Source organism: Pseudomonas sp. FW305-96 (assembly GCF_058783825.1).
In genome coordinates, this window is the sequence record NZ_JBYSYW010000021.1 from 44,184 (window position 1) to 65,619 (window position 21,436).

Below are 21,436 nucleotides of genomic sequence, written 5' to 3' on the forward strand. Positions count from 1 at the left end.
ACGATGAGCAAAGAAGTACTGCTGGTTGTTGAATCGGTATCCAACGAGAAAGGTGTACCGCCAGGCGTCATTTTCGAAGCGCTGGAAGTGGCCCTGGCCACTGCAACCAAAAAACGTTTTGAGGACGAAGTCGACCTGCGTGTGGAAATCAACCGCCACACCGGTAGCTACGAGACCTTCCGCCGCTGGACCGTGGTCGATGAAAACGACCTGGACGATCCGGCGATCGAGACCTGGCTGGAAAAGATCCAGGACACGCACCCGGATGCCAAGATCGGTGACGTGATCGAAGAGAAGATCGAGTCGATCGAGTTCGGTCGCATCGCCGCGCAGACCGCCAAACAGGTCATCGTGCAGAAGGTCCGCGAGGCCGAACGCGCCCAGGTGGTCGATGCCTACCGCGAGCGCGTGGGCGAGATCATCTCCGGTACTGTCAAGAAGGTCACCCGCGACAACGTCATCGTCGACCTGGGCAACAACGCCGAGGCGCTGCTGGCGCGCGAAGACATCATTCCCCGTGAGACCTTCCGTGTCGGCGTGCGCCTGCGTGCGCTGCTCAAGGAAATCCGCACCGAGAACCGCGGCCCGCAGCTGATCCTGTCGCGCACCGCGCCGCAGATGCTGATCGAGCTGTTCCGCATCGAAGTGCCGGAAATCGCCGAAGGCCTCATCGAAGTCATGGCCGCCTCCCGTGATCCGGGTTCGCGTGCCAAGATCGCCGTCCGCTCCAAGGACAAGCGCATCGACCCGCAGGGTGCCTGTATCGGCATGCGTGGTTCGCGCGTCCAGGCCGTATCCGGCGAGCTGGGTGGTGAGCGTGTGGATATCGTCCTCTGGGACGAGAACCCGGCGCAGTTCGTCATCAACGCCATGTCGCCGGCAGAGGTTGCCGCGATCATCGTTGACGAGGACGCCCATGCGATGGATATCGCCGTTGCCGAGGACAACCTGGCCCAGGCGATTGGCCGTGGTGGCCAGAACGTCCGCCTGGCCAGCCAGCTGACCGCATGGACCCTGAACGTGATGACCGAGAAGGACATCCAGGCCAAGCAGCAAGCTGAAACCGGCGACATCCTGCGTAATTTTGTCGAGGAACTGGAAGTCGACGAGGAGCTGGCACAAGTGCTGGTCGACGAAGGCTTTACCAGCCTCGAAGAAATTGCCTACGTACCGTTGGAAGAAATGCTCAACATCGATGGCTTTGACGAGGAAATCGTCAATGAGCTCCGCGCTCGAGCCAAGGACCGTTTGTTGACCAAGGCCATCGCTACCGAAGAAAAACTGGCAGACGCCCATCCGGCCGAAGACCTGCTCTCCCTTGAGGGCATGGACAAGGACCTGGCGGCGGAACTGGCGGTGCGCGGCGTGGTTAACCGCGAAGACCTGGCCGAGCAGTCGATCGACGACCTGCTCGACATCGACGGCATCGACGAAGAGCGTGCCGGCAAGTTGATCATGGCCGCCCGAGCCCACTGGTTCGAGTAATTAGGCGCGGCCTGAGGAGAGAAGTGCATGACGCAAGTCACGGTGAAAGAACTGGCCCAAGAGGTCGAGGCACCGGTAGAGCGCCTGCTGCAGCAGATGCGTGAGGCAGGTCTGCCGCACACCGACGCCGGTCAGGTAGTGACCGACAATGAGAAGCAGACCCTGCTGACTCATTTGAAGAGCAGCCACAAGAGCAAGGCGGAAGAACCGCGCAAGATTACCTTGCAGCGCAAGACCACCAGCACTCTGCGTGTCGCCGGTAGCAAAAGCATCAGCGTAGAAGTACGCAAGAAGAAGGTATTCGTGCAGCGCAGCCCGGAAGAGATCCAGGCTGAGCAGAAACGCGAACAGGAAGAGCGCCGTGCGGCTGAAAACGCAGCCCGCGACAAAATTGAAGCCGAAGTTCGCCAGCGTAACGAGGAGCAGGCACGCCGTCAGGCCGCTGAAACTCCGGCCGTTGCGCCAGTGGCCAAGGCTGAACCTGCTGCTGCCCCGGTAGTGGCCAACGCACCGGTGTCCGAAGACGCCGCTGCGCGTGCTGCCGAGCGCAAGAAGGACGAGACCCGTCGTAACGAAAGCCGCACCCGTGATGACGATCGTCGCGGTGGTGGCCAAGCTACCGCCGGCCGTGGCGAAGCGCCGCGCATGTCGGTCAAGGTCAAGGTCAAGGAGAAGGAAAAGGCTCCGACTCCGCGCGCCGCGCCGCGTACCACCGATGAAGAAAGCGATGGTTTCCGTCGTCGCGGTGGCAAGGGCAAAGGCAAGAAGCGCAATGCGCATGGCTTCCAGAGCCCGACTGGCCCGGTTATCCGTGACGTGGCGATCGGCGAGACCATCACTGTCTCCGATCTGGCCAACCAGATGTCCGTCAAGGGCGCTGAAGTGGTCAAGTTCATGTTCAAGATGGGGACTCCGGTCACCATCAACCAGGTGCTCGACCAGGAAACCGCTCAGCTGGTAGCAGAAGAGCTGGGCCACAAGGTCACCCTGATCAGCGACACTGCCCTGGAAGACTCCCTGGCCGAATCGCTGAAGTTCGAAGGCGAGACCACCTCGCGCGCGCCGGTCGTGACCGTCATGGGCCACGTCGACCACGGCAAGACCTCGCTGCTCGACTACATCCGTCGTGCCAAGGTTGCTGCTGGCGAGGCCGGTGGTATCACCCAGCACATCGGTGCCTACCACGTCGAAACCGACCGTGGCATGGTCACCTTCCTCGACACCCCTGGCCACGCTGCGTTCACGCAAATGCGCGCCCGTGGTGCCAAGGCGACCGACATCGTCATCCTGGTGGTGGCGGCGGACGACGGTGTGATGCCACAGACCCGCGAAGCCGTACAGCATGCCAAGGCAGCTGGCGTACCGCTGGTCGTTGCAGTGAACAAGATCGACAAGCCAGGTGCAGACCTCGACCGCATCCGTAACGAGCTGTCCGTCGAAGGCGTGACCTCCGAGGAGTGGGGTGGTGATACCCCGTTCGTCAAGGTATCGGCGAAGATGGGTACCGGCGTCGACGAGTTGCTCGAAGCTGTCCTGTTGCAGGCCGAGATTCTCGAACTCAAGGCTACCCCGACCGCCCCTGGTCGTGGTGTCGTGGTCGAATCGCGTCTGGACAAGGGCCGTGGCCCGGTGGCGACCATCCTGGTTCAGGACGGCACCCTGCGTCAGGGCGACATGGTCCTGGTCGGCTCCAACTATGGCCGCGTGCGTGCCATGCTCGACGAGAACGGCAAGCCTGTGAAGGAAGCCGGCCCGTCGATCCCGGTCGAGATCCTCGGCCTGGACGGTACGCCGGATGCCGGCGAAGAGATGTCGGTGGTTGCCGACGAGAAGAAAGCGCGTGAAGTTGCGCTGTTCCGTCAAGGCAAGTTCCGTGAGGTCAAGCTGGCCCGTGCTCACGCCGGCAAGCTGGAAAACATCTTCGAGACCATGGGTCAGGAAGAGAAGAAAACCCTCAACATCGTCCTCAAGACCGACGTGCGCGGTTCCCTCGAGGCGCTGCAAGGTTCGCTCGGCGGCCTGGGCAACGACGAAGTTCAGGTTCGCGTCATCGGTGGCGGCGTCGGTGGTATCACCGAAAGCGACGCCAACCTGGCGCTGGCGTCCAACGCTGTACTGTTCGGCTTCAACGTGCGTGCCGATGCCGGCGCGCGCAAGATCGTCGAGCAGGAAGGTCTGGATATGCGTTACTACAACGTGATCTACGACATCATCGAAGACGTCAAGAAAGCCCTGACCGGCATGCTCGGCAGCGATGTTCGCGAGAACATCCTGGGTGTCGCCGAAGTCCGTGACGTGTTCCGTTCGCCGAAGTTCGGCGCCATCGCTGGCTGTATGGTCATCGAGGGTACCGTGTACCGCAACCGTCCGATCCGCGTTCTGCGCGACGACGTGGTGATCTTCGAAGGCGAGCTGGAGTCGCTGCGTCGCTTCAAGGACGATGCGTCCGAAGTACGCAACGGCATGGAGTGCGGTATTGGCGTCAAGAGCTACAACGACGTCAAGGTCGGCGACAAGATCGAAGTGTTCGAGAAAGTCCAGGTGGCTCGTACCCTGTAAGGGCCGAGCGTGGTGCAGGCCCCGCCCCAGGGCGGTTGCCTGAACCTCTGAAGGTAGCGCCCGGTCAGGCTTCGAGCTTGACCGGGCGTTTGCCGCTTTAAGATACAGGTAGCAAGAATGGCAAAAGAATACAGCCGTACCCAACGTATCGGTGATCAGATGCAGCGTGAGCTTGCAGAACTGATCCGCCGTGAAGTCAAAGACCCGCGTGTCGGCCTGGTGACCATCACCGCCGTCGACGTCAGCCGTGACCTCGGCCATGCCAAGGTGTTCATCACCGTCATGGGCGAAGAAACCCCGGACGCCGTCAAGCAGTCGCTCAAGGCCTTGAACAGCGCCGCCAGCTTCCTGCGTCTGCACCTGGGGCGCTCGATGCAACTGCGCAGTGTGCCGCAGCTGCATTTCCACTTCGATGAAAGCGTGAGCCGCGGTGTGCATCTGTCGGCACTGATCGAACGTGCGGTGGCCGAAGACCGCCAGCACCAGGATGCCGACGCGCCGGACACCAAGGAGTAAGCGGTGGCCCAGGTCAAACGTATCCGCCGCAACGTCAGCGGCATCATCCTGCTCGACAAGCCGCTGGGGTTCACCTCCAACGCTGCCCTGCAGAAGGTCCGCTGGCTGCTCAACGCCGAGAAGGCCGGCCACACCGGCAGCCTCGACCCGCTGGCCACCGGCGTGCTGCCGCTGTGCTTTGGCGAGGCCACCAAGTTCTCGCAGTACCTGCTCGATTCCGACAAGGGCTACGAGACAGTGATGCAGATGGGCCAGACCACCACCACCGGGGACGCCGAAGGCGAAGTGCTGAAGACCCGCGACGTGACCGTTGGTCGCGCCGACATCGAAGCGGTCATCCCGCGTTTTCGCGGTGAAATCCAGCAGGTGCCGCCGATGTACTCGGCCCTCAAACGCGACGGCCAGCCGCTGTACAAACTGGCGCGCGCAGGAGAGGTAGTGGAGCGCGAGGCGCGTTCTGTTACTATTGGCCGGCTGGACCTGCTGGAGTGCGAAGGCACCCGGGCACGCCTGTCGGTTGGCTGCAGCAAGGGCACCTATATCCGCACCCTGGTGGAGGATATGGGCGAGGCGTTGGGCTGTGGTGCCTACGTCGCCGAGCTACGCCGCACCCAGGCCGGCCCCTTCGAGCTGGCCCAGACTGTCACGCTCGAAGAGCTGGAACAGGCTCACGCCGAAGGTGGCAACGAAGCGCTCGATCGCTTCCTGATGCCCTCGGACAGCGGCTTGCAGGACTGGCCATTGGTGGTATTGTCCGAGCACAGCGCGTTCTATTGGCTACATGGCCAGGCAGTACGTGCGCCGGACGCGCCGCAATTCGGCATGGTCCGCGTACAGGATCACAATGCCCGCTTCATCGGTATCGGTGAGGTGAGCGAAGACGGGCGCATTGCGCCGCGTCGACTGATTCGGTCGGAATGACCGATACCACAGGGCGAGGTCAACGCTTTGCCCTGCGGATTCGAGGATGGCTGTCAGTAGGCACGGTCATTACTCTTTTTATTAATACAGGGATCCAGTCCCTGGCCTATTGGACCCCGCTTGCGGGATCCGTTTATCAGGAGAAGCCAAATGGCCCTCAGCGTCGAAGAAAAAGCTCAGATCGTTGCAGACTATCAGCAAGCCGCCGGCGACACCGGTAGCCCGGAAGTACAGGTTGCCCTGCTGACCTTCAACATCAACAAGCTGCAAGGCCACTTCAAGGCCAACGAAAAAGACCACCACTCCCGTCGTGGTCTGATCCGTATGGTCAACCAGCGTCGTAAGCTGCTGGATTACCTGAAGGGTAAAGACACCACTCGTTACAGCGCCCTGATCGGTCGCCTGGGCCTGCGTCGCTAATAGCGGCCTGGCCAGTGGTGTTGCATGGTGTGTCGCATTCTTCGGCAACGCTGCCTGCCAGCGTCGCCGTCGGACACGCCGCGCGATCTGCGAGGTTGGCAGCCTGGTGTGCCGAGCGGTTTATCCGCCCGGCGCCAGGCTCCCAGCCTCGTGTTGTATCTGGACGGTCAATGGGGCCGATTCCCCGTTCTGCCCAAGAATTCGCAAGAACCAGTTCCCCCAAGAGCCACTGAAAAAGGTAGGAAACCGTGAACCCGGTAATCAAGCAATTCCAGTTCGGTCAATCGACCGTTACCCTCGAAACGGGCCGCATTGCCCGTCAGGCCACCGGCGCCGTGCTGGTCACCGTCGACAACGATGTCACCGTGCTGGTGACCGTGGTCGGTGCCAAGCATGCCGATCCGAGCAAGGGCTTCTTCCCGCTGTCCGTGCACTACCAGGAAAAGACCTACGCCGCTGGCAAGATCCCAGGTGGTTTCTTCAAGCGTGAAGGCCGCCCATCCGAAAAAGAAACCCTGACTTCGCGCCTGATCGACCGCCCGATCCGCCCGCTGTTCCCTGAAGGTTTCATGAACGAAGTGCAGGTTGTCTGCACCGTGGTTTCCACCAGCAAGAAGACCGATCCGGACATCGCTGCGATGATCGGTACCTCGGCTGCCCTGGCCATCTCGGGCATTCCGTTCGAAGGCCCGATCGGCGCCGCCCGCGTTGCCTTCCACGAAAGCACCGGCTACCTGCTGAACCCGACCTACGAGCAGCAGGCCGCCTCGAGCCTGGACATGGTCGTTGCCGGTACCGAGTCGGCCGTACTGATGGTTGAATCGGAAGCCAAAGAGCTGACCGAAGACCAGATGCTGGGCGCCGTGCTGTTCGCCCACGACGAGTTCCAGGCCGTGATCAAGGCTGTCAAAGAGCTGGCTGCCGAAGCCGCCAAGCCGACCTGGGACTGGAAACCTGCCGTTGCCAACACCGAACTGTTCAACGCCATCCGCGCCGAGTTCGGCGAAGCGGTGTCGCAGGGCTACACCATCACCGTCAAGGCCGACCGCTACGCGCGCCTGGGCGAGCTGCGCGATCAGGCGATCGCCAAGTTCTCCGGTGAAGAAGGCCAGCCATCGGCTGGTGAAGTCAAAGACATCTTCGGCGAGATCGAATACCGCACCGTTCGCGAAAACATCGTCAACGGCAAGCCACGTATCGACGGTCGCGACACCAAGACCGTGCGCCCGCTGAACATCGAAGTCGGCGTTCTGCCGAAGACCCACGGTTCGGCCCTGTTCACCCGTGGCGAAACCCAGGCCCTGGTCGTCGCGACCCTGGGTACCGCCCGTGACGCCCAGCTGCTGGACACCCTCGAAGGCGAGAAGAAAGACCCCTTCATGCTGCACTACAACTTCCCGCCGTTCTCGGTAGGTGAGTGTGGTCGCATGGGCGGTGCTGGCCGTCGTGAAATCGGCCACGGCCGTCTGGCCCGTCGTTCGGTACAGGCCATGCTGCCGGCCGCTGACGTGTTCCCGTACACCATCCGCGTGGTATCGGAAATCACCGAGTCGAACGGCTCCAGCTCCATGGCTTCGGTCTGCGGTGCCTCCCTGGCGCTGATGGACGCGGGCGTGCCGATGAAGGCGCCGGTTGCCGGTATCGCCATGGGCCTGGTCAAGGAAGGCGAGAAGTTCGCCGTACTGACCGACATCCTGGGTGACGAAGACCACCTCGGCGACATGGACTTCAAGGTAGCCGGTACCGCCAAAGGCGTCACCGCGCTGCAGATGGACATCAAGATCAACGGCATCACCGAAGAGATCATGGAAATCGCCCTGGGCCAGGCCCTGGAAGCGCGCCTGAACATCCTCGGCCAGATGAACCAGATCATCGGCGAGTCGCGTACCGAGCTGTCGGCCAACGCGCCGACCATGATCGCGATGAAGATCGACACCGACAAGATCCGTGACGTCATCGGCAAAGGCGGCGCCACCATTCGCGCCATCTGCGAAGAGACCAAGGCTTCGATCGACATCGAAGACGACGGCTCGATCAAGATCTTCGGCGAAACCAAGGAAGCCGCGGACGCTGCCAAGCAGCGCATCCTGGGCATCACCGCCGAAGCCGAGATCGGCAAGATCTACGTCGGCAAGGTCGAGCGCATCGTTGACTTCGGTGCCTTCGTCAACATCCTGCCGGGCAAGGACGGCCTGGTGCACATCTCCATGCTGAGCGATGCTCGCGTCGAGAAGGTCACCGACGTGCTGAAAGAAGGCCAGGAAGTCGAAGTACTGGTACTGGACGTGGACAACCGCGGCCGTATCAAGCTGTCGATCAAGGACGTTGCCGCTGCCAAGGCATCGGGCGTCTAAGCCTTTCGAGGCTAAAGGAAGGACCCTTCGGGGTCCTTTTTTTATGCCTGCCACAAAATAGTTGAGAGCATGCATCTTGCACGTGGCTTTTTTACGGGGATTGCAAAATGCACGGTAACGGCTTCTTTTCGATTTGCTTAACTCATTGATTTTAAAGGTTTTATAGGGCGTTCTAAAACTGGCACAGCCCCTGCAACTACCTTCCTACCTGACGCCAGGAACCAAGGCGCAGACCTTTCGAAAAAACAGGAGTGACCCACATGAAGAAGTTCGCCATTGCTGCCGCTACTGCTACCGCTCTGACCCTGACCATGGCTAATGCGGCTTTCGCTGCCCAGTCCACCCAGGCCCCGATGACGCTTGCGGCCGGTGAGGTGACCAAAGCCAAGGAAGCCACTTCCGACACCTGGATCACCACCAAGGTGAAGGCTGACCTGATGACCGAGAAAGGCGTGCCGGGCAGTGACATCAAGGTTGAAACCAACAAAGGCGTAGTGTCCCTGTCCTCGGACGTGGCCATTACCGATGCGCAGAAGGAAATGGCGGTTGCCATCGCCAAGAAGATCAAGGGCGTACAGGCCGTCTCGGCTGATGGCCTGAAAGCCGAATAAGGATTGTCCCGTCGGCCAAAAGGATTTGGCCACCCCTTCAAGCAAAAGCCCCGGCAATCGCCGGGGCTTTTCTATTGGCATTCAGGAAAGCGGCTTCAGTTCACCGGGTTCCGGGCGATCACATCGCTCTCGAAACACACCTGCTCTTCGATCAGCGGCTCCACCAAGGGGCGGCTGTCCCGAAAATGCGCGGTCCGGGTATGCACCTCGTACGCCTCATCGTCCTGGTAGATCTCGTACAGGTAGATGACATCGGCATTCTCCCGATCCTGCGAGACATCGAATACCAGGCAACCCGGCTCGGTGGCGACCGACGCTGCGGCGTTGGCATTGATGGCTGCCAGGAAGGCATCGGCGGTGCCGGGTTTCACGCGCGTCTTGATAAATAGGCAGTACACATGACGTTCCTTTTGTTTTAAATTCTATTATGAATTGTATACAAAAAAGGAGCCGCGCTCATGTCCGATCTACCTGCCCGCCCAGGCCGTCTTAATGGCCTGCGGCACATCGCCCTGCTGGTCCCCAACCTGGAGGAGTGCGAGCGCTTCTACGTGGATGTGCTGGGCATGGAGGTGCTCAACCGTGCCAACGAAGACCTGGTCTACCTCACCTGCGGCAACGACAACCTGTCGCTCGGGCGCGGCGCAGGCGCGGCCAACGGGCTGCAGACCCTGGATCACTATGGTTTCATCGTCGACAGCGTGGAGGAGTTGGAAGCCTGGTACCAGTACTTCAAGGCCCATGGCGTGACGCTGCTGGACCGCCCGTTCAATCACGGCGATGGCGCGCGCAGCTTCCATTTGCTGGACCCGGCGGGGAACAAGGTGCAGCCGCTGTATCACCCGGCGGTATCGGGGCAGCGGCTGGCCTGATGGTATTGATCGCCTGCGCTGGCCTCATCGCCGGCAAGCCGGCTCCCACAGAGGTCCGGTGCTGTATCTGTGGGAGCCGGCTTGCCGGCGATGAGGGCGACTCGGTGGAGAAGGTTTACTCGGCATCCAGGTGCATCGGCGTCACCACGCGGCCATCGCTCTCGGCCTGGCCGAGGTTGGTGTCGATGAAGTACACGCGGTCATCTTCCAGCTGGCCCTTGTCCACCAGGTAGTCCTTGATGCTGCTGGCCCGCTCCTGGCCCAGGTTGCGCAGCAACACGGCGCTTTCCGCCCAAGACTTGATGACCGCCTCGCGCAGCTTGGCGCTGCGCTCGTCACGGCCCAGGTCCTGCCATTCAGCCGGGGGCTGCTGTTTCAGGCGGGTACGGTAGATGCCCTCGAGCATCGCCGGCTTGTCGCTGTCGTCCACCACCAGCAGCGAAGCATTGGCCGGCACCTTGTCGCCCCGACGCTGGAGGATCTTGTACCAGGTGGCCTGGTATTCACGCTCCAGGCGCTGCTGGGCGATCAACGGGCCGTCACTGCTCTGGGCCGCCGTGCCTTCGATTTCCAGGCGCAGCTCGGGGCGTTCCTTGAGGGCCGAGGCGAGCTTGTCCAGGGATGTTTGCACGTCGGGGGTGAGGTCGCTGGAGCCCGGCGCGAACGAGACATTGCCCAGATCTTCCGCGCCGCCACCGGCGACCAGCCCGCCAAGCAGCTTGAACGGCGCCTGCGCCGCGCGCAGCACCAGGTTGCGCAGGGTCTGCCAGACGATCGGCATCACGCTGAACTGTGGGTTGTTGAGGTCGCCCGACACCGGCAGCTCGATGGAAATCCTGCCTTCGGTATCCTTGAGCAAGGCCACCGCCAGGCGGATCGGCAGGTCCACGGCATCCGGGCTGTCGACCTTCTCGCCCAGCTGCAGTTGCTCGATCACCACCTTGTTCTCGGCCTTGAGCTGGCCGTTGGTGATCAGGTAATGCAGATCGAGGTTCAACCGGCCCTTGCGGATGCGCATACCGGCGAACTTGCCGGAGTAGGGCGTCAGGGTTGTCAGCTCGACACGCTTGAAGCTGGTGGCAATGTCGAGGCTGGCCAGTGGGTTGAACGGGTTGAGCGCACCCTTGATGGTCACAGGCGCGTAACGGTCCACCTTGCCTTTGATATCGACCTTGGCCGGGAGCGGCTTGCGGTTGTCGATGGTGCCGATCTGGCCGTTGAGCTGCTGTACCGCGGTGGCGAAGTTAGGCGTCAGGGTCAGGTCGGCGAAGTTGGCCGAGCCGTCGTTGATGCTGATCTGGCCGATGCGGATGCCCAGTTCCTTGCCGCTACCGGCAGCGGCGGGCTTGCTCGGGGCCGTGGCAGGCTTGTCAGCGGGTTGCGGGATCAGCAGGTCGTCGACGTTGGTGGTGCGGTCTTCGTTGATGATAAAGCGTGCGTAGGGCTGCAGCAGTGTCACCTTGTCGATGGACAGGGCGTCGCCGTGCACGTACGACAGGCCATCGACGTTGACCTGCTGCCATTTGACGAAGTCGCGGTTCTTGATGGTGTCCAGTGTATGCAACTGGTTGGCCTGGGCCTTGCCGGTAATGCTGAAGGCCAGTGGCTCGGTACTCTTCAGATCGACCTTGAGGTCGCTGGAAAGCATGCCGCTGCGCAGTTCCAGGCGGATGAACGGGCTGATGTAGGCCTGCGCCACCCGCAGGTCTATATCGCGGGTGGCAACGTCGAGCTTGGCCGAGACCGGTGCCAGGTTGACCTGGCCTGCGGCCTGCAGCTTGCCCTGCTTGCCCACGCCAGTGTCGAGCTTGAGGGTGAAGGGCGACTGGTTGAGGCTGTCGAAATTCTGCAGGTCGAGGTTGAGCGGGCCGACATCCAGGGCCACGGGCTCTTTCTGGCTACGGTCTGCCAGGTGGACCATGTAGTTGCGCGCCTGCACGTCCTTGAGCAGGACCTGCCAGGGCTTGCTCGGCTCTTTGGCAGCCTGTTCTTCCGGGGTTGGCTCGGCGGCGGCGGGCTCGGCCTTTTCCTTTGGCGTGGCCTTGGCCGGCTGGCTGGCGAACAGCTTCTGCCAGTCGAGCTGGCCGTCCTTCTCCAGGGCTGCCCAGGTTTCCAGCTTGTCGCTGCGGATCTTGCCGATGGTTACCAGTTGCTTGGCCAGGTCGATGGAGGTTTCACTCACCTCCAGGCTGGCCAGGCGCGCCAGTGGGCGACCATCCGGGGCCTTTATGGCGAAGGGCGCGACCCGCACCGAAGTGTTGTCCAGCAGCAGTTCGGTTTCCTTGGAAAGGTTGAGCTTGTAGTGGGTGTCGAGACTGACCATGCCGTCTTCCAGCACCAGCGGCACGGCGTCGCGCACGTAAGGCCAGAAGAGCTTCATCTTGCCGTCGGTGACTTTCAGCGTGCCCTCGGAAGCGATCGGCGTCAGGCTGAGAGTGCCGGTCCAGTCGATGCGCCCACCCGCCGGGCCGTTGGCCACCAGGGTCATGTCGGCGTTGTCGTCGGGGAGGGTGCTGAGGTTCTTGAGTTCCAGGTTCATCGAGTCGTAGAGAAACTCGATCGGCTCGCTCGGGCGCAGGTCCTGGAAGTGCAGGTAGCCCTCGCTCAGCTTGATGCTGGCGATGCGCAGCGGGAACGGGTCGCTTGGCGGTTCCTCGGCCTTGGGCTCGCTGGGCGGGAGCTTGAACAGCTGGGCCAGGTTGAGGCTGCCGTCCTTGGCGAACAGCAGCTCGGTGCGCGGCTTGTCCAGCTCCACCGCGTCCAGGCGCACGGCCTTGGTCCACAGGCTGTCGAGGGACAGGTTGGCGTAGAGGCGCTCGAAGCCGACCTGCTCCTTGCCTGGCTCGCCGATCTGCAGGCCCCACAGGGTCAGCTCGAGGCTGAACGGATTGAGCTCGATGCGCTGCAGGTGTGCCGGCACCGTGGCGTACTGCGCCAATTGCTGGTTGGCGATGCGCAGGGCGATGCCGGGGAGAATGAAAAAGCCGAGCAGGCTGTACAGGGCCACGAGGGCCACGAGTGCGCCGAGGGCGCGGGTCAATCCTTTGGGCATGTGTCGCTTCGTCTGTATCAGGCTGGAGTGCTTGGAGTATGGCACGTTAAATCGGTTCCGATGAACGGACCAAAATACCTCATTCGACGCCCATGCGCCGCCTGGCGCGCTGGGCCGAGCCATTGCGCATGGCCCAGCGCAGCACTGGCGCGGTGTTGCTCAGGCCCAGGCGGATCATGTGCCGCTCTACCGCGCCCTGGTGCAGGCCGAGCATTGCGCTGGCCCAGTCCGGCAACAGGTCGATGCCGGCCTTGAGCATCAGCTTGCCTACTGGTTCGGCCAGACGGCTGGGGGACGGGGCCTTGAGCAGGATATCGACCACCTCGAGGCTGCGCGCATCGCACCGCAACTGCGGGCGCATGCGCTGCAGGTAGGCATCCACCTCGGCACAGGAGCGGGGCACGTCGCGCGCGCCCAGGCGCTCGGCGATCAGGGCTATCTCGTTGTAGTAGGCGTCCTGCGCGCTACGCGCCAGGCCAGGATTGCGGTAGCGCAGGTGGGCGGCGAGGAAGCTGCTGACTTCAGCCACATGCACCCAGGTCAGCAGGTCGGGGTCGCTGGCGGCGTAGGGGCGGCCATCGGCGGCGGTGCCGACCACCTTGAGGTGGATGGTGCGGACCTTGTCGATCAGCCACTCGGCATCACGGGTCGAACCGAAGGTGGTGCCGGAGATGAACTGGCTGGTGCGCCGCAGGCGGCCGAGCAGGTCCTGACGAAAGTTCGAATGGTCCCAGACCCCGGCCAGGGCCAGCGGATGCAGCAGTTGCAGCATCAGCGCGCTGATGCCGCCCACCAGCATGCTGGGAAAGTCGCCATGTACCTGCCAGCTGATGCTCTGTGGGCCAAACAGGCCGGGATCGCCCTTGGGCGACTCCAGGTCGAGCTGGCCTAGGGCCAGCCCGGTGAGGCTCATGACTTGGGTTTCGATGCGGCGACGCAAGGCTTCCATGGCGACCTGTGCTGGCCGCCATGGCGGCCTTCTATGAGGTTGGGCAATTGTCGTCCAGTCGGGCACTGCCCGGGCTGGTGGGCGCATTCGTTTCGAACGCGCCGCCCTGCACATGATAAACCGTAGGCTCCTCGGAAAAATATGGTGTCAGCCGGGCCATGAAGACCTGATGGTCTTCACTGGCCTCGAAACCCGGCGCGTGGTCCTCGAGTGTTTGCCATTGCACGATCAGGTTGAATTGATGGGGGCTCTCGACCCCTTGCGCGAGCATATGGCTGACGTGACCCTTGGCTCGGCTGAGCAAAGGGGCGACCTCGGCGAACGCGTGCCGGAAGTCGTCGACGTGGGTTGGGCGTACGGGAAGCAGGGCGATTTCGTAGATCATGGCGGTCCTTGAAGTCGAGAAGGGTGGCAGGCGCCTCAAACGCTGGCGAGATCGGCCATGGGCGCGACCGCAATGGCGATCTTTCCTTGCAGGCCATTGTTGGCGCTTTGCAGCCGGGCATGGGCGAGGGGAACCTCAGCGAGGGGGTAGACGGCGCCCACGTGTGGCTTCAGTTGCCCGCGCTCGACCAGCGCGCTCAACTCGTCGAGCTTGCCGCGGTGTTGCCGGGTGAAGACGAAGTGGTAACTCGCGTTGCGGCCCCAGGCCTGGATCAGGTTCTGCGGTTGCGCGATGTCCACGATCGACACCACGCGCCCCAGTTGCGCCAGGACGTCTGGGCTGCGTGCCAGGGTATCGCCACCAATGGTGTCGAAGACCACGTCGACACCTTGGCCCCCGGTTTCCCGCAGGACGACCTCGACATAATCCTGATGCTCATAATCGATGACCACGTCCGCGCCCATTTGCCGCACAAATTCGGCGTTGGCCTCGCGCACGGTGGTGAACACCCTGGCGCCCATGGCCTTGGCCAGCTGGATCGCCACGTGGCCGACACCACCTGCGCCGCCGTGAATCAGGATGCGCTCGCCCACCCTGAGCGCCGCACGCACTACCAGGGCCTCCCAGGCCGTGCCGCCGACCAGGCTCAGGCTGGCCGCCTCCAGATGGCTTAGCGAAGGCGGCTTCAGGCCGACAATGCCTTCGGCGGCGACGTGGTACTCGGCATAGCTGCCCGCCCCGTCGAAGATCTGCGGTGTGTACCAAACCTCGTCGCCCGGCCTGAACGCGGTCACACCCGGCCCGACGGCTTCGACGACGCCGGACACGTCGTGCCCGGTAATGGCAGGGAGAGGCACCAGGTCGGGGTAGTCGCCACGCCGGACCTGGTAATCCAGCGGGTTGATGGAGGTGGCATGCACCCGGACCAGTACCTGTCCGGCCTGCGGCACCGGTTTGGCGACATCGCGATAGGCGAATGCGTCCGTGCCGCCAAAGGAATCCAGTATCAACGCTTTCATGGTGTTTCCTCGCTTCGGTAAAAAGGGATATCGGGAAATATCGATGTATGAAGTGGAATGAAGATGCTGGTCTATGCCTCGGCACCTGCCAGATGCCGCAGTTGTTGCCTCTTGAGTTCGGTAAAACGGGATATCGAGAAAAGTCGATATATAGAGGTAAAAGTAAAAACCTACAACTCACTCCCGATCAGCTCGGCGAGCGCGCTGATGGCGGCTTCGTTACGCTTGTAATAGGTCCACTGGCCAATGCGCCGGACTTCGACCAGGCCTGCGCGCTGCAGGGTGGCCAGGTAGTCGGATACCGTCGACTGCGATAGCCCCACGCCTTCCTGGATGCTGCTCACACAGACGCCCACCGTATGAACGTCACCTTCGTCCTGGGGAGGAAAGTGTTTCACCGGGTCTTTCAGGCCTTTGAGGATCTCGAGACGGGTACGGTTCGAGAGTGCCTTGAATATGTCGAGCAGTTCCATGGCGCGATAATATCGGGATTTACCGATATGTCAATGCGGTAAACGATGATCGGGGCGGCGGTGGCCGCCCCGAGGGTTCTACTGGTTGAGACGTTTGTCTATCAGCCCCTGGACCACGCTGGGGTCGGCGAGGGTGGATGTATCCCCCAGGTTGTCCAGTTCGTTGCAGGCGATCTTGCGCAGGATGCGCCGCATGATCTTGCCCGAACGGGTCTTGGGCAGAGCGGGCGCCCACTGGATCAGCTCGGGCTTGGCGAAGCTGCCGATTTCCTTGCTGACCAGGGCCAGCAGTTCGGCCTTGAGCGCATCATCCGGTTCTATGCCGTTCATGGGGGTGACGAAGGCATAGACGCCCTGGCCCTTGAGGTCATGGGGATAACCGACCACCGCGGCTTCGGCGACGCTGTCGTGCAGCACCAGCGCGCTCTCCACCTCGGCGGTACCGATACGGTGGCCGGAGACATTGATCACATCGTCGATGCGCCCGGTGATCCAGTAGTCGCCATCGGCGTCGCGGCGGGCGCCGTCGCCGGTGAAGTAATAGCCGGGCATGGGCTTGAAGTAGGTGTCGACCATGCGCTGGTGATCGCCGTAGACGCTGCGGATCTGCCCGGGCCAGCTGGCCTTGATCGCCAGCAGGCCGGCGCCTGGCCCCTCGATGAGCTTGCCTTTTTCATCCAGCAGCACCGGCTGCACGCCGAACATCGGTTGGGTGGCGCAACCGGGCTTGAGCCTCTGTGTGCCGGGAAGGGGCGTGAGCATGATGCCGCCGGTCTCGGTCTGCCACCAGGTGTCGACGATGGGGCAGCGTTTCTGCCCGACCGCCTCGAAGTACCATTCCCAGGCCTCCGGGTTTATCGGCTCGCCGACGCTGCCGAGCAGGCGCAGGCTCTGGCGCGATGTGCCCTGCAGCGGGCCGGAGCCTTCACGCATCAGGGCCCGCAACGCGGTGGGCGCGGTGTAGAAGATGTTCACCTGGTGCTTGTCCACCACCTGCCAGAAACGCGAGGTGTCGGGGTAGTTGGGCACGCCTTCGAACATCAGCGAGATCGCGCCGTTGGCCAGCGGGCCATAGACGATATAGCTGTGGCCGGTGACCCAGCCGACGTCGGCGGTGCACCAGAACACCTCGCCGTCGCGGTAGTCGAACGCCACCTTGAAGGTCATCGTCGCCTGTAGCAGGTAGCCGGCGGTTGTGTGCAGCACGCCCTTGGGTTTGCCGGTGCTGCCGGAGGTGTAGAGGATGAACAGCGGGTCCTCGGCGCTCATCGGTTCGGGCGGACAGTCGTCGTCGGCCTTTGCCGTTGCCTCGTGGTACCAGAGGTCACGGCCTTCGCTCCAGCCGACGTCACCGCCGGTGCGCTTGACCACGAGCACGCTGCTGACGGCCGGGCAGCTGGCCAGCGCCTTGTCGACATTCTGCTTGAGCGGTATGCGCTTGCCGCCGCGCACCCCTTCGTCGGCAGTGATCACGGTACGGCAATCGGCGTCAAGGATGCGGTCGCGCAGGGCATCGGGGGAGAAACCGCCAAACACCACCGAGTGAATGGCGCCGATGCGGGTGCAGGCGAGCATCGCGTAGGCGGCCTCGGGGATCATCGGCATGTAGATGCACACTCGGTCGCCTTTGTTCACACCCCGGGCTTTCAGGGCATTGGCCAGCCGGCACACCTGGCGGTGCAGCTCGCGGTAGCTGATGGCCTTGCTGTCCTTGGGATCGTCGCCCTCCCAGAGCAGGGCGGTCTGTTCGCCGCGCTTGGCCAGGTGGCGATCGATGCAGTTATGGCTGACATTCAGCTGGGCGCCGTCGAACCAGCGCGCCGTGCCGGTCTTCAGGTCGCATTGCTGCACGCTCGACCAGGGCTTGATCCAGTCCAGGCGCTTGGCCTGCTCGGCCCAGAAGGTGTCGGGGTCGTCCACCGACTGGCGATAGAGGCGGCGGTAGTCGGCGTCGGAGAGTGTGGCGGCCTGGCTGACGGCCAAGGCCTCGGGATAGTCGCGGATATCGAACATGGCGGGTGGTCCTGCTCTTGTTAGGGGCGAGGGACTGCAACGGCTATTCGATGGACAGTGTAGAAGGTGGGGGTGTTCCCGGGCGGAAAGCATCGCGGGGCAAGCCGCATCGGCGCACCGATGCGATTTGCCCCGCAATTGACGGCTACAGGTCGATCAGCCGCGGTGACGTCCGCGGAAGTAGTTGATCAGGCCCTGGGTCGAGCCATCCTCGGCGCTGTCTTCCTGGGCGCCGACCAGGCGCTGGTACACGCCCTTGCCCAGTTCCTTGCCCAGCTCCACGCCCCACTGGTCGAAGGCGTTGATGCCCCAGACCACGCTCTGCACGAACACCTTGTGTTCGTACATTGCCACCAGCGCGCCAAGGCGGCGCGGGCTGATGCGCTCGACCACCAAGGTGTTGCTCGGGCGGTTGCCCGGGATCACCTTGTGCGGCGCCAGCTTGGCGATGTCGTCCTGGTTCAGGCCCTTGGCGCGCAGTTCGGCCTCGGCTTCCTCGCGGGTCTTGCCGAGCATCAGCGCCTGGCTCTGCGACAGGCAGTTGGCGTACAGCCACTGGTGATGGTCGGCCACCGGGTTGAAGCTCACCACCGGCACGATGAAGTCGGCCGGGATCAGCTGGGTGCCCTGGTGCAGCAGCTGGTGGTAGGCGTGCTGGCCGTTGCAGCCGACGCCGCCCCAGATCACCGGGCCGGTTTCGGTCTGCACCGGCGTGCCATCGGTCAGCACGCTCTTGCCGTTGGACTCCATGTCCAGCTGCTGCAGGTGCTTGGTGATGTTGCGCAGGTAGTGGTCGTACGGCAGGATCGCGTGGCTGCGGGCGCCCCAGAAGTTGCCGTACCACACGCCCAGCAAGGCCAGCAGCACCGGCATGTTCTTCTCGAACGGCGCGGTCTGGAAGTGCTGGTCCATGGTGTAGGCGCCGGACAGCAGCTCCTTGAAGTTGGCGGTGCCGATGGCCAGGGCGATCGGCAGGCCGATGGCCGACCACAGCGAGTAACGCCCGCCGACCCAGTCCCACATCGGGAAGATGTTCTCTTCGCGGATGCCGAAGGCCACGGCCGCGGCCTTGTTGCTCGACACGGCGATGAAGTGGCGGTACAGCTCGGCTTCCGATCCGCCCTGGGCCAGGTACCAGGTACGCGCGGCCATGGCGTTCTTCAGGGTTTCGAGGGTGTTGAACGACTTCGACGACACGATGAACAGGGTGGTCTCGGCGCGCAGGTTGGCCGACAGTTCATGGAACTCGCTACCGTCGATGTTTGCCAGGTAGTGGCAGCGCACGCCGCGCTGGGCGTAGGGCAGCAGAGCCTCGGAGACCAGCTCGGGGCCAAGGAACGAGCCGCCGATGCCGATGTTGACCACGTCGGTGATCGGCTTCTCGCTGTAGCCGCGCCACAGGCCGTCGTGGATGCGCCCGACCAGTTCGGTGATCTGGTTGAGCACCTTGTGCACTTCAGGCATCACGTTGACGCCGTTCACGCTGAGCTTGTCGCCGACCGGGCGGCGCAGGGCGGTGTGCAGCACCGGGCGGCCTTCGGAGGCGTTGATGATCTCGCCGCTGAACATCGACTTGATGGCTGCTTCCAGGTCGACTTCCTTGGCCAGGTTGACCAGCAGGTCTCGGGTCTGCTCGGTGATCAGGTTCTTCGAGTAGTCGAGAAACAGGCCGCAGCTGCTCAAGGAGAACTGGTCGAAGCGCTTGCCGTCGGCGGCGAAGGCTTCGCGCATGCTGAAGCCCTGCATGGCGTCGCGGTGTTGCTGGAGCGCCTGCCAGGCGGGCAGCGCCGTCACATCGTGGGGGGTACGGTAATACGCCATTGCGGGTGGTTTCCTTGTTGCATGGTCAGGCTTGGACAGCGGCAGTCATTGCCGGTTGCAAGCTGGACATTATAGGCATTGGCGCCAAGGCGGGAATGGGGGGAGGCGGGCGGCGCGGATTAAAAATTGTCACTGGCCTGATACCCAGGGCACGCGTGGGGCGACGTTGAGCCGCTCCCACGCGTCGAGCTCAGGCGGTCTGCTCTTCGAGGTGCAGATAGAGATTGTCGATCAGCCGGGTGTTGCCCAGGTAAGCTGCGGCGATCACCACCAGGTCACGGTCATCGACCTGCGCCGGGCGCAGGGTGACGGCGTGGCGTACCTCCAGGTAGTCCTTACGCAGTCCAGCGGCTTCGAGTTGTGCCTGGCCCTCGGCAATCAGCGCCGCGTAGTCGCGCTGGCCGCGGCGCAAGGCGTCGGCCATGGCGCTCAGCACACGGTACAGCGCCGGGGCGGCGGCACGCTGTTCTGTTGTCAGGTAGCCATTGCGCGATGACAGCGCCAGACCATCCTCGGCGCGCACAGTCGGCTCGCCGATGATCTGGATCGGCATGTTCAAGTCGCGGACCATGGCGCGGATCACCGCCAGTTGCTGGAAATCCTTCTCGCCGAACACGGCCAGGTCCGGCTGGACCATGTTGAACAGCTTGCTGACCACGGTCGCCACGCCTTCGAAGTGGCCAGGACGGCTGGCGCCGCACAGCCCTTCGGACAGTTGCGGCACGCTGACGCGGGTCTGCACGGTCATGCCATCGGGGTACATCTCCTCGACGGTCGGGGCGAACAGCAGGTGGCAGCCGGCCTGGAGCAGTTTCTCCTGGTCGGCGGCGAGGGTGCGCGGGTACTTGTCCAGGTCTTCGCCGGCGCCGAACTGCAACGGGTTGACGAAGATGCTGGCGACCACGAAGTCGGCGCGCTGGGCGGCCTTGGTCACCAGGGCGGCGTGGCCGCTGTGCAGGTTGCCCATGGTCGGCACGAAGGCGATGCGCTTGCCTTCGCCGCGGGCGCGGGCCACGGCGGCGCGCAGCTCACGGACGGTCTTGACGGTATTCATGCGCTGAACCCATGTTCGCTGCCGGGGAAGCTGACTTCCTTGACCGCGCGGACATAGGCGGCCAGGGCACTCTGGATGTCCGGCTGGCCGGCCATGAAGTTCTTCACGAACTTCGGCACGCGGCCGCTCAGCGACAGCCCGAGCATGTCGTGCAGCACCAGCACCTGGCCATCAGTGGCACTGCCGGCACCGATGCCGATCACCGGAATGCTCACGGCTTGGGAGATTTCCGCGGCCAGCTCGCTGGGTACGCACTCGAGCAACAGCATGGCCGCGCCGGACTGTTCCAGGGCGATGGCGTCGGCGCGCATCTGCCGTGCCTGGGCTTCCTGGCGCCCCTGGACCTTGTAGCCGCCCAGCACGTTGACCGTCTGCGGGGTCAGGCCCATGTGCGCGCAAACCGGCACGCCGCGTTCGGCCAGCAGGCGGATGGTCTCGCCCAGCCAGGCGGCGCCTTCGATCTTGAGCATGTGGGCGCCAGCGCGCATCAGTTCGGCGGCGTTGGCGAAAGCCTGCTCGGGTGTGGCGTGGGCCATGAACGGCAGGTCGGCGAGGATCAACGCCCCATCGTTGCCGCGTTTGACGCAGGCGGTGTGGTAGGCCATGTCACGGTTGGTGACGGGCAGGGTGCTGTCATGGCCCTGCAGGACCATGCCCAGGGAGTCGCCCACCAGCAGCACTTCCACGCCGGCCTGGCTGGCTGCCTTGGCGAAGGTCGCGTCGTAGCAGGTCAGCATGGTGATTTTTTCACCCTTGGCCTTCAGGCCGTGCAGGGTGGTCAGGGTTACTTCAGGCATGTAGGGGAGTCCTCGTTCAGGCGCTGTGAACAACAACTGCGTACAACGCGTGTATTCATCTTCCGGAGCGGCACATCATCGGTCGTGATGTTCGGGCACAGATCCGTCCGAGCCTAAATGGGTGATTGCGGCACA

General features: G+C 63.2%; 18 protein-coding genes. 8 read left to right on the forward strand and 10 right to left on the reverse strand.

Features of this window, described 5'->3' with window-relative positions; translation table 11 throughout:
- Positions 1 to 3 precede the first annotated feature (3 nt).
- The 7 genes from nusA (at position 4) to AC3WL2_RS16585 (ending at position 8,866) form a co-directional block, all read left to right on the forward strand.
- Positions 4 to 1,485 carry a transcription termination factor NusA gene (gene nusA / locus AC3WL2_RS16555; RefSeq protein WP_038706865.1) on the forward strand — a complete coding sequence of 494 codons (1,482 nt, stop codon included), beginning with the start codon at positions 4 to 6 and terminating at the stop codon, positions 1,483 to 1,485.
- A 27-nt stretch (positions 1,486 to 1,512) separates the two neighbouring features.
- Positions 1,513 to 4,044, forward strand: a complete 2,532-nt coding sequence (gene infB, locus AC3WL2_RS16560) for a translation initiation factor IF-2 (RefSeq protein WP_102683195.1) — start codon at positions 1,513 to 1,515, stop codon at positions 4,042 to 4,044.
- Positions 4,045 to 4,161: 117 nt separating this feature from the next.
- Positions 4,162 to 4,560, forward strand: a complete 399-nt coding sequence (gene rbfA / locus AC3WL2_RS16565; protein WP_023629337.1) for a 30S ribosome-binding factor RbfA — start codon at positions 4,162 to 4,164, stop codon at positions 4,558 to 4,560.
- 3 nt (positions 4,561 to 4,563) lie between these two features.
- Positions 4,564 to 5,481 (forward strand): tRNA pseudouridine(55) synthase TruB, encoded by a 918-nt coding sequence (truB, locus tag AC3WL2_RS16570; RefSeq protein WP_046854068.1) that lies wholly within the window; start codon positions 4,564 to 4,566, stop codon positions 5,479 to 5,481.
- 150 nt (positions 5,482 to 5,631) lie between these two features.
- The gene (gene rpsO / locus AC3WL2_RS16575; RefSeq protein WP_023629335.1) at positions 5,632 to 5,901 is read left to right on the forward strand and encodes a 30S ribosomal protein S15; all 270 of its coding nucleotides are present in this window, start codon (positions 5,632 to 5,634) and stop codon (positions 5,899 to 5,901) included.
- 248 nt (positions 5,902 to 6,149) lie between these two features.
- A complete protein-coding gene (gene pnp / locus AC3WL2_RS16580; protein WP_023629334.1) occupies positions 6,150 to 8,255 on the forward strand; it encodes a polyribonucleotide nucleotidyltransferase in 2,106 nt (701 codons plus the stop codon).
- Between the two features lie 260 nt (positions 8,256 to 8,515).
- The gene (locus tag AC3WL2_RS16585; RefSeq protein ID WP_102683196.1) at positions 8,516 to 8,866 is read left to right on the forward strand and encodes a BON domain-containing protein; all 351 of its coding nucleotides are present in this window, start codon (positions 8,516 to 8,518) and stop codon (positions 8,864 to 8,866) included.
- A gap of 95 nt (positions 8,867 to 8,961) precedes the next feature.
- On the opposite strand, the gene AC3WL2_RS16590 is transcribed toward AC3WL2_RS16585, so the two are convergent.
- Complete coding sequence (locus tag AC3WL2_RS16590) at positions 8,962 to 9,264, reverse strand: heme-binding protein (protein WP_102683197.1); 303 nt, start codon at positions 9,262 to 9,264, stop codon at positions 8,962 to 8,964.
- Between the two features lie 60 nt (positions 9,265 to 9,324).
- Here AC3WL2_RS16590 and AC3WL2_RS16595 point away from each other — a divergent pair, with 60 nt between their 5' ends.
- Complete coding sequence (locus AC3WL2_RS16595) at positions 9,325 to 9,738, forward strand: VOC family protein (protein ID WP_046854071.1); 414 nt, start codon at positions 9,325 to 9,327, stop codon at positions 9,736 to 9,738.
- Between the two features lie 115 nt (positions 9,739 to 9,853).
- Here the strand turns inward: AC3WL2_RS16595 and AC3WL2_RS16600 are convergent, their stop codons facing one another.
- The 9 genes from AC3WL2_RS16600 to panB form a co-directional block, all read right to left on the reverse strand.
- The gene (locus AC3WL2_RS16600) at positions 9,854 to 12,790 is read right to left on the reverse strand and encodes a DUF748 domain-containing protein (protein ID WP_102683198.1); all 2,937 of its coding nucleotides are present in this window, start codon (positions 12,788 to 12,790) and stop codon (positions 9,854 to 9,856) included.
- Positions 12,791 to 12,869: 79 nt separating this feature from the next.
- A complete protein-coding gene (locus tag AC3WL2_RS16605) occupies positions 12,870 to 13,739 on the reverse strand; it encodes an oxygenase MpaB family protein (protein ID WP_102683199.1) in 870 nt (289 codons plus the stop codon).
- A gap of 31 nt (positions 13,740 to 13,770) precedes the next feature.
- The gene (locus AC3WL2_RS16610) at positions 13,771 to 14,124 is read right to left on the reverse strand and encodes an antibiotic biosynthesis monooxygenase family protein (RefSeq protein WP_102683200.1); all 354 of its coding nucleotides are present in this window, start codon (positions 14,122 to 14,124) and stop codon (positions 13,771 to 13,773) included.
- Between the two features lie 35 nt (positions 14,125 to 14,159).
- Positions 14,160 to 15,143 carry a zinc-dependent alcohol dehydrogenase family protein gene (locus AC3WL2_RS16615; RefSeq protein ID WP_102683201.1) on the reverse strand — a complete coding sequence of 328 codons (984 nt, stop codon included), beginning with the start codon at positions 15,141 to 15,143 and terminating at the stop codon, positions 14,160 to 14,162.
- Between the two features lie 170 nt (positions 15,144 to 15,313).
- Positions 15,314 to 15,616, reverse strand: coding sequence for an ArsR/SmtB family transcription factor (locus tag AC3WL2_RS16620; protein ID WP_023631021.1), 303 nt, complete (start codon positions 15,614 to 15,616; stop codon positions 15,314 to 15,316).
- A gap of 78 nt (positions 15,617 to 15,694) precedes the next feature.
- Positions 15,695 to 17,629 (reverse strand): acetate--CoA ligase, encoded by a 1,935-nt coding sequence (gene acs / locus AC3WL2_RS16625; protein ID WP_102683202.1) that lies wholly within the window; start codon positions 17,627 to 17,629, stop codon positions 15,695 to 15,697.
- A 156-nt stretch (positions 17,630 to 17,785) separates the two neighbouring features.
- Positions 17,786 to 19,450, reverse strand: coding sequence for a glucose-6-phosphate isomerase (pgi, locus tag AC3WL2_RS16630; RefSeq protein ID WP_038706862.1), 1,665 nt, complete (start codon positions 19,448 to 19,450; stop codon positions 17,786 to 17,788).
- A gap of 190 nt (positions 19,451 to 19,640) precedes the next feature.
- A complete protein-coding gene (gene panC, locus AC3WL2_RS16635; RefSeq protein WP_102683203.1) occupies positions 19,641 to 20,504 on the reverse strand; it encodes a pantoate--beta-alanine ligase in 864 nt (287 codons plus the stop codon).
- Positions 20,501 to 21,301 carry a 3-methyl-2-oxobutanoate hydroxymethyltransferase gene (gene panB, locus AC3WL2_RS16640; RefSeq protein ID WP_102683204.1) on the reverse strand — a complete coding sequence of 267 codons (801 nt, stop codon included), beginning with the start codon at positions 21,299 to 21,301 and terminating at the stop codon, positions 20,501 to 20,503. Before panB ends, panC begins: the two co-directional genes overlap by 4 nt.
- Between the last annotated feature and the right edge of the window lie 135 nt (positions 21,302 to 21,436).

Excerpts from the sequence above, each read along its gene's own strand:
- nusA (WP_038706865.1), top strand. The coding sequence starts at position 4 with ATGAGCAAAGAAGTACTGCTGGTTGTTGAATCGGTATCCAACGAGAAA.
- infB (WP_102683195.1), top strand. The coding sequence starts at position 1,513 with ATGACGCAAGTCACGGTGAAAGAACTGGCCCAAGAGGTCGAGGCACCG.
- rbfA (WP_023629337.1), top strand. The coding sequence starts at position 4,162 with ATGGCAAAAGAATACAGCCGTACCCAACGTATCGGTGATCAGATGCAG.
- rpsO (WP_023629335.1), top strand. The coding sequence starts at position 5,632 with ATGGCCCTCAGCGTCGAAGAAAAAGCTCAGATCGTTGCAGACTATCAG.
- AC3WL2_RS16585 (WP_102683196.1), top strand. The coding sequence starts at position 8,516 with ATGAAGAAGTTCGCCATTGCTGCCGCTACTGCTACCGCTCTGACCCTG.
- AC3WL2_RS16595 (WP_046854071.1), top strand. The coding sequence starts at position 9,325 with ATGTCCGATCTACCTGCCCGCCCAGGCCGTCTTAATGGCCTGCGGCAC.
- AC3WL2_RS16600 (WP_102683198.1), bottom strand. The coding sequence starts at position 12,790 with ATGCCCAAAGGATTGACCCGCGCCCTCGGCGCACTCGTGGCCCTCGTG.
- AC3WL2_RS16605 (WP_102683199.1), bottom strand. The coding sequence starts at position 13,739 with ATGGAAGCCTTGCGTCGCCGCATCGAAACCCAAGTCATGAGCCTCACC.
- AC3WL2_RS16610 (WP_102683200.1), bottom strand. The coding sequence starts at position 14,124 with ATGATCTACGAAATCGCCCTGCTTCCCGTACGCCCAACCCACGTCGAC.
- AC3WL2_RS16615 (WP_102683201.1), bottom strand. The coding sequence starts at position 15,143 with ATGAAAGCGTTGATACTGGATTCCTTTGGCGGCACGGACGCATTCGCC.
- AC3WL2_RS16620 (WP_023631021.1), bottom strand. The coding sequence starts at position 15,616 with ATGGAACTGCTCGACATATTCAAGGCACTCTCGAACCGTACCCGTCTC.
- acs (WP_102683202.1), bottom strand. The coding sequence starts at position 17,629 with ATGTTCGATATCCGCGACTATCCCGAGGCCTTGGCCGTCAGCCAGGCC.
- pgi (WP_038706862.1), bottom strand. The coding sequence starts at position 19,450 with ATGGCGTATTACCGTACCCCCCACGATGTGACGGCGCTGCCCGCCTGG.
- panC (WP_102683203.1), bottom strand. The coding sequence starts at position 20,504 with ATGAATACCGTCAAGACCGTCCGTGAGCTGCGCGCCGCCGTGGCCCGC.
- panB (WP_102683204.1), bottom strand. The coding sequence starts at position 21,301 with ATGCCTGAAGTAACCCTGACCACCCTGCACGGCCTGAAGGCCAAGGGT.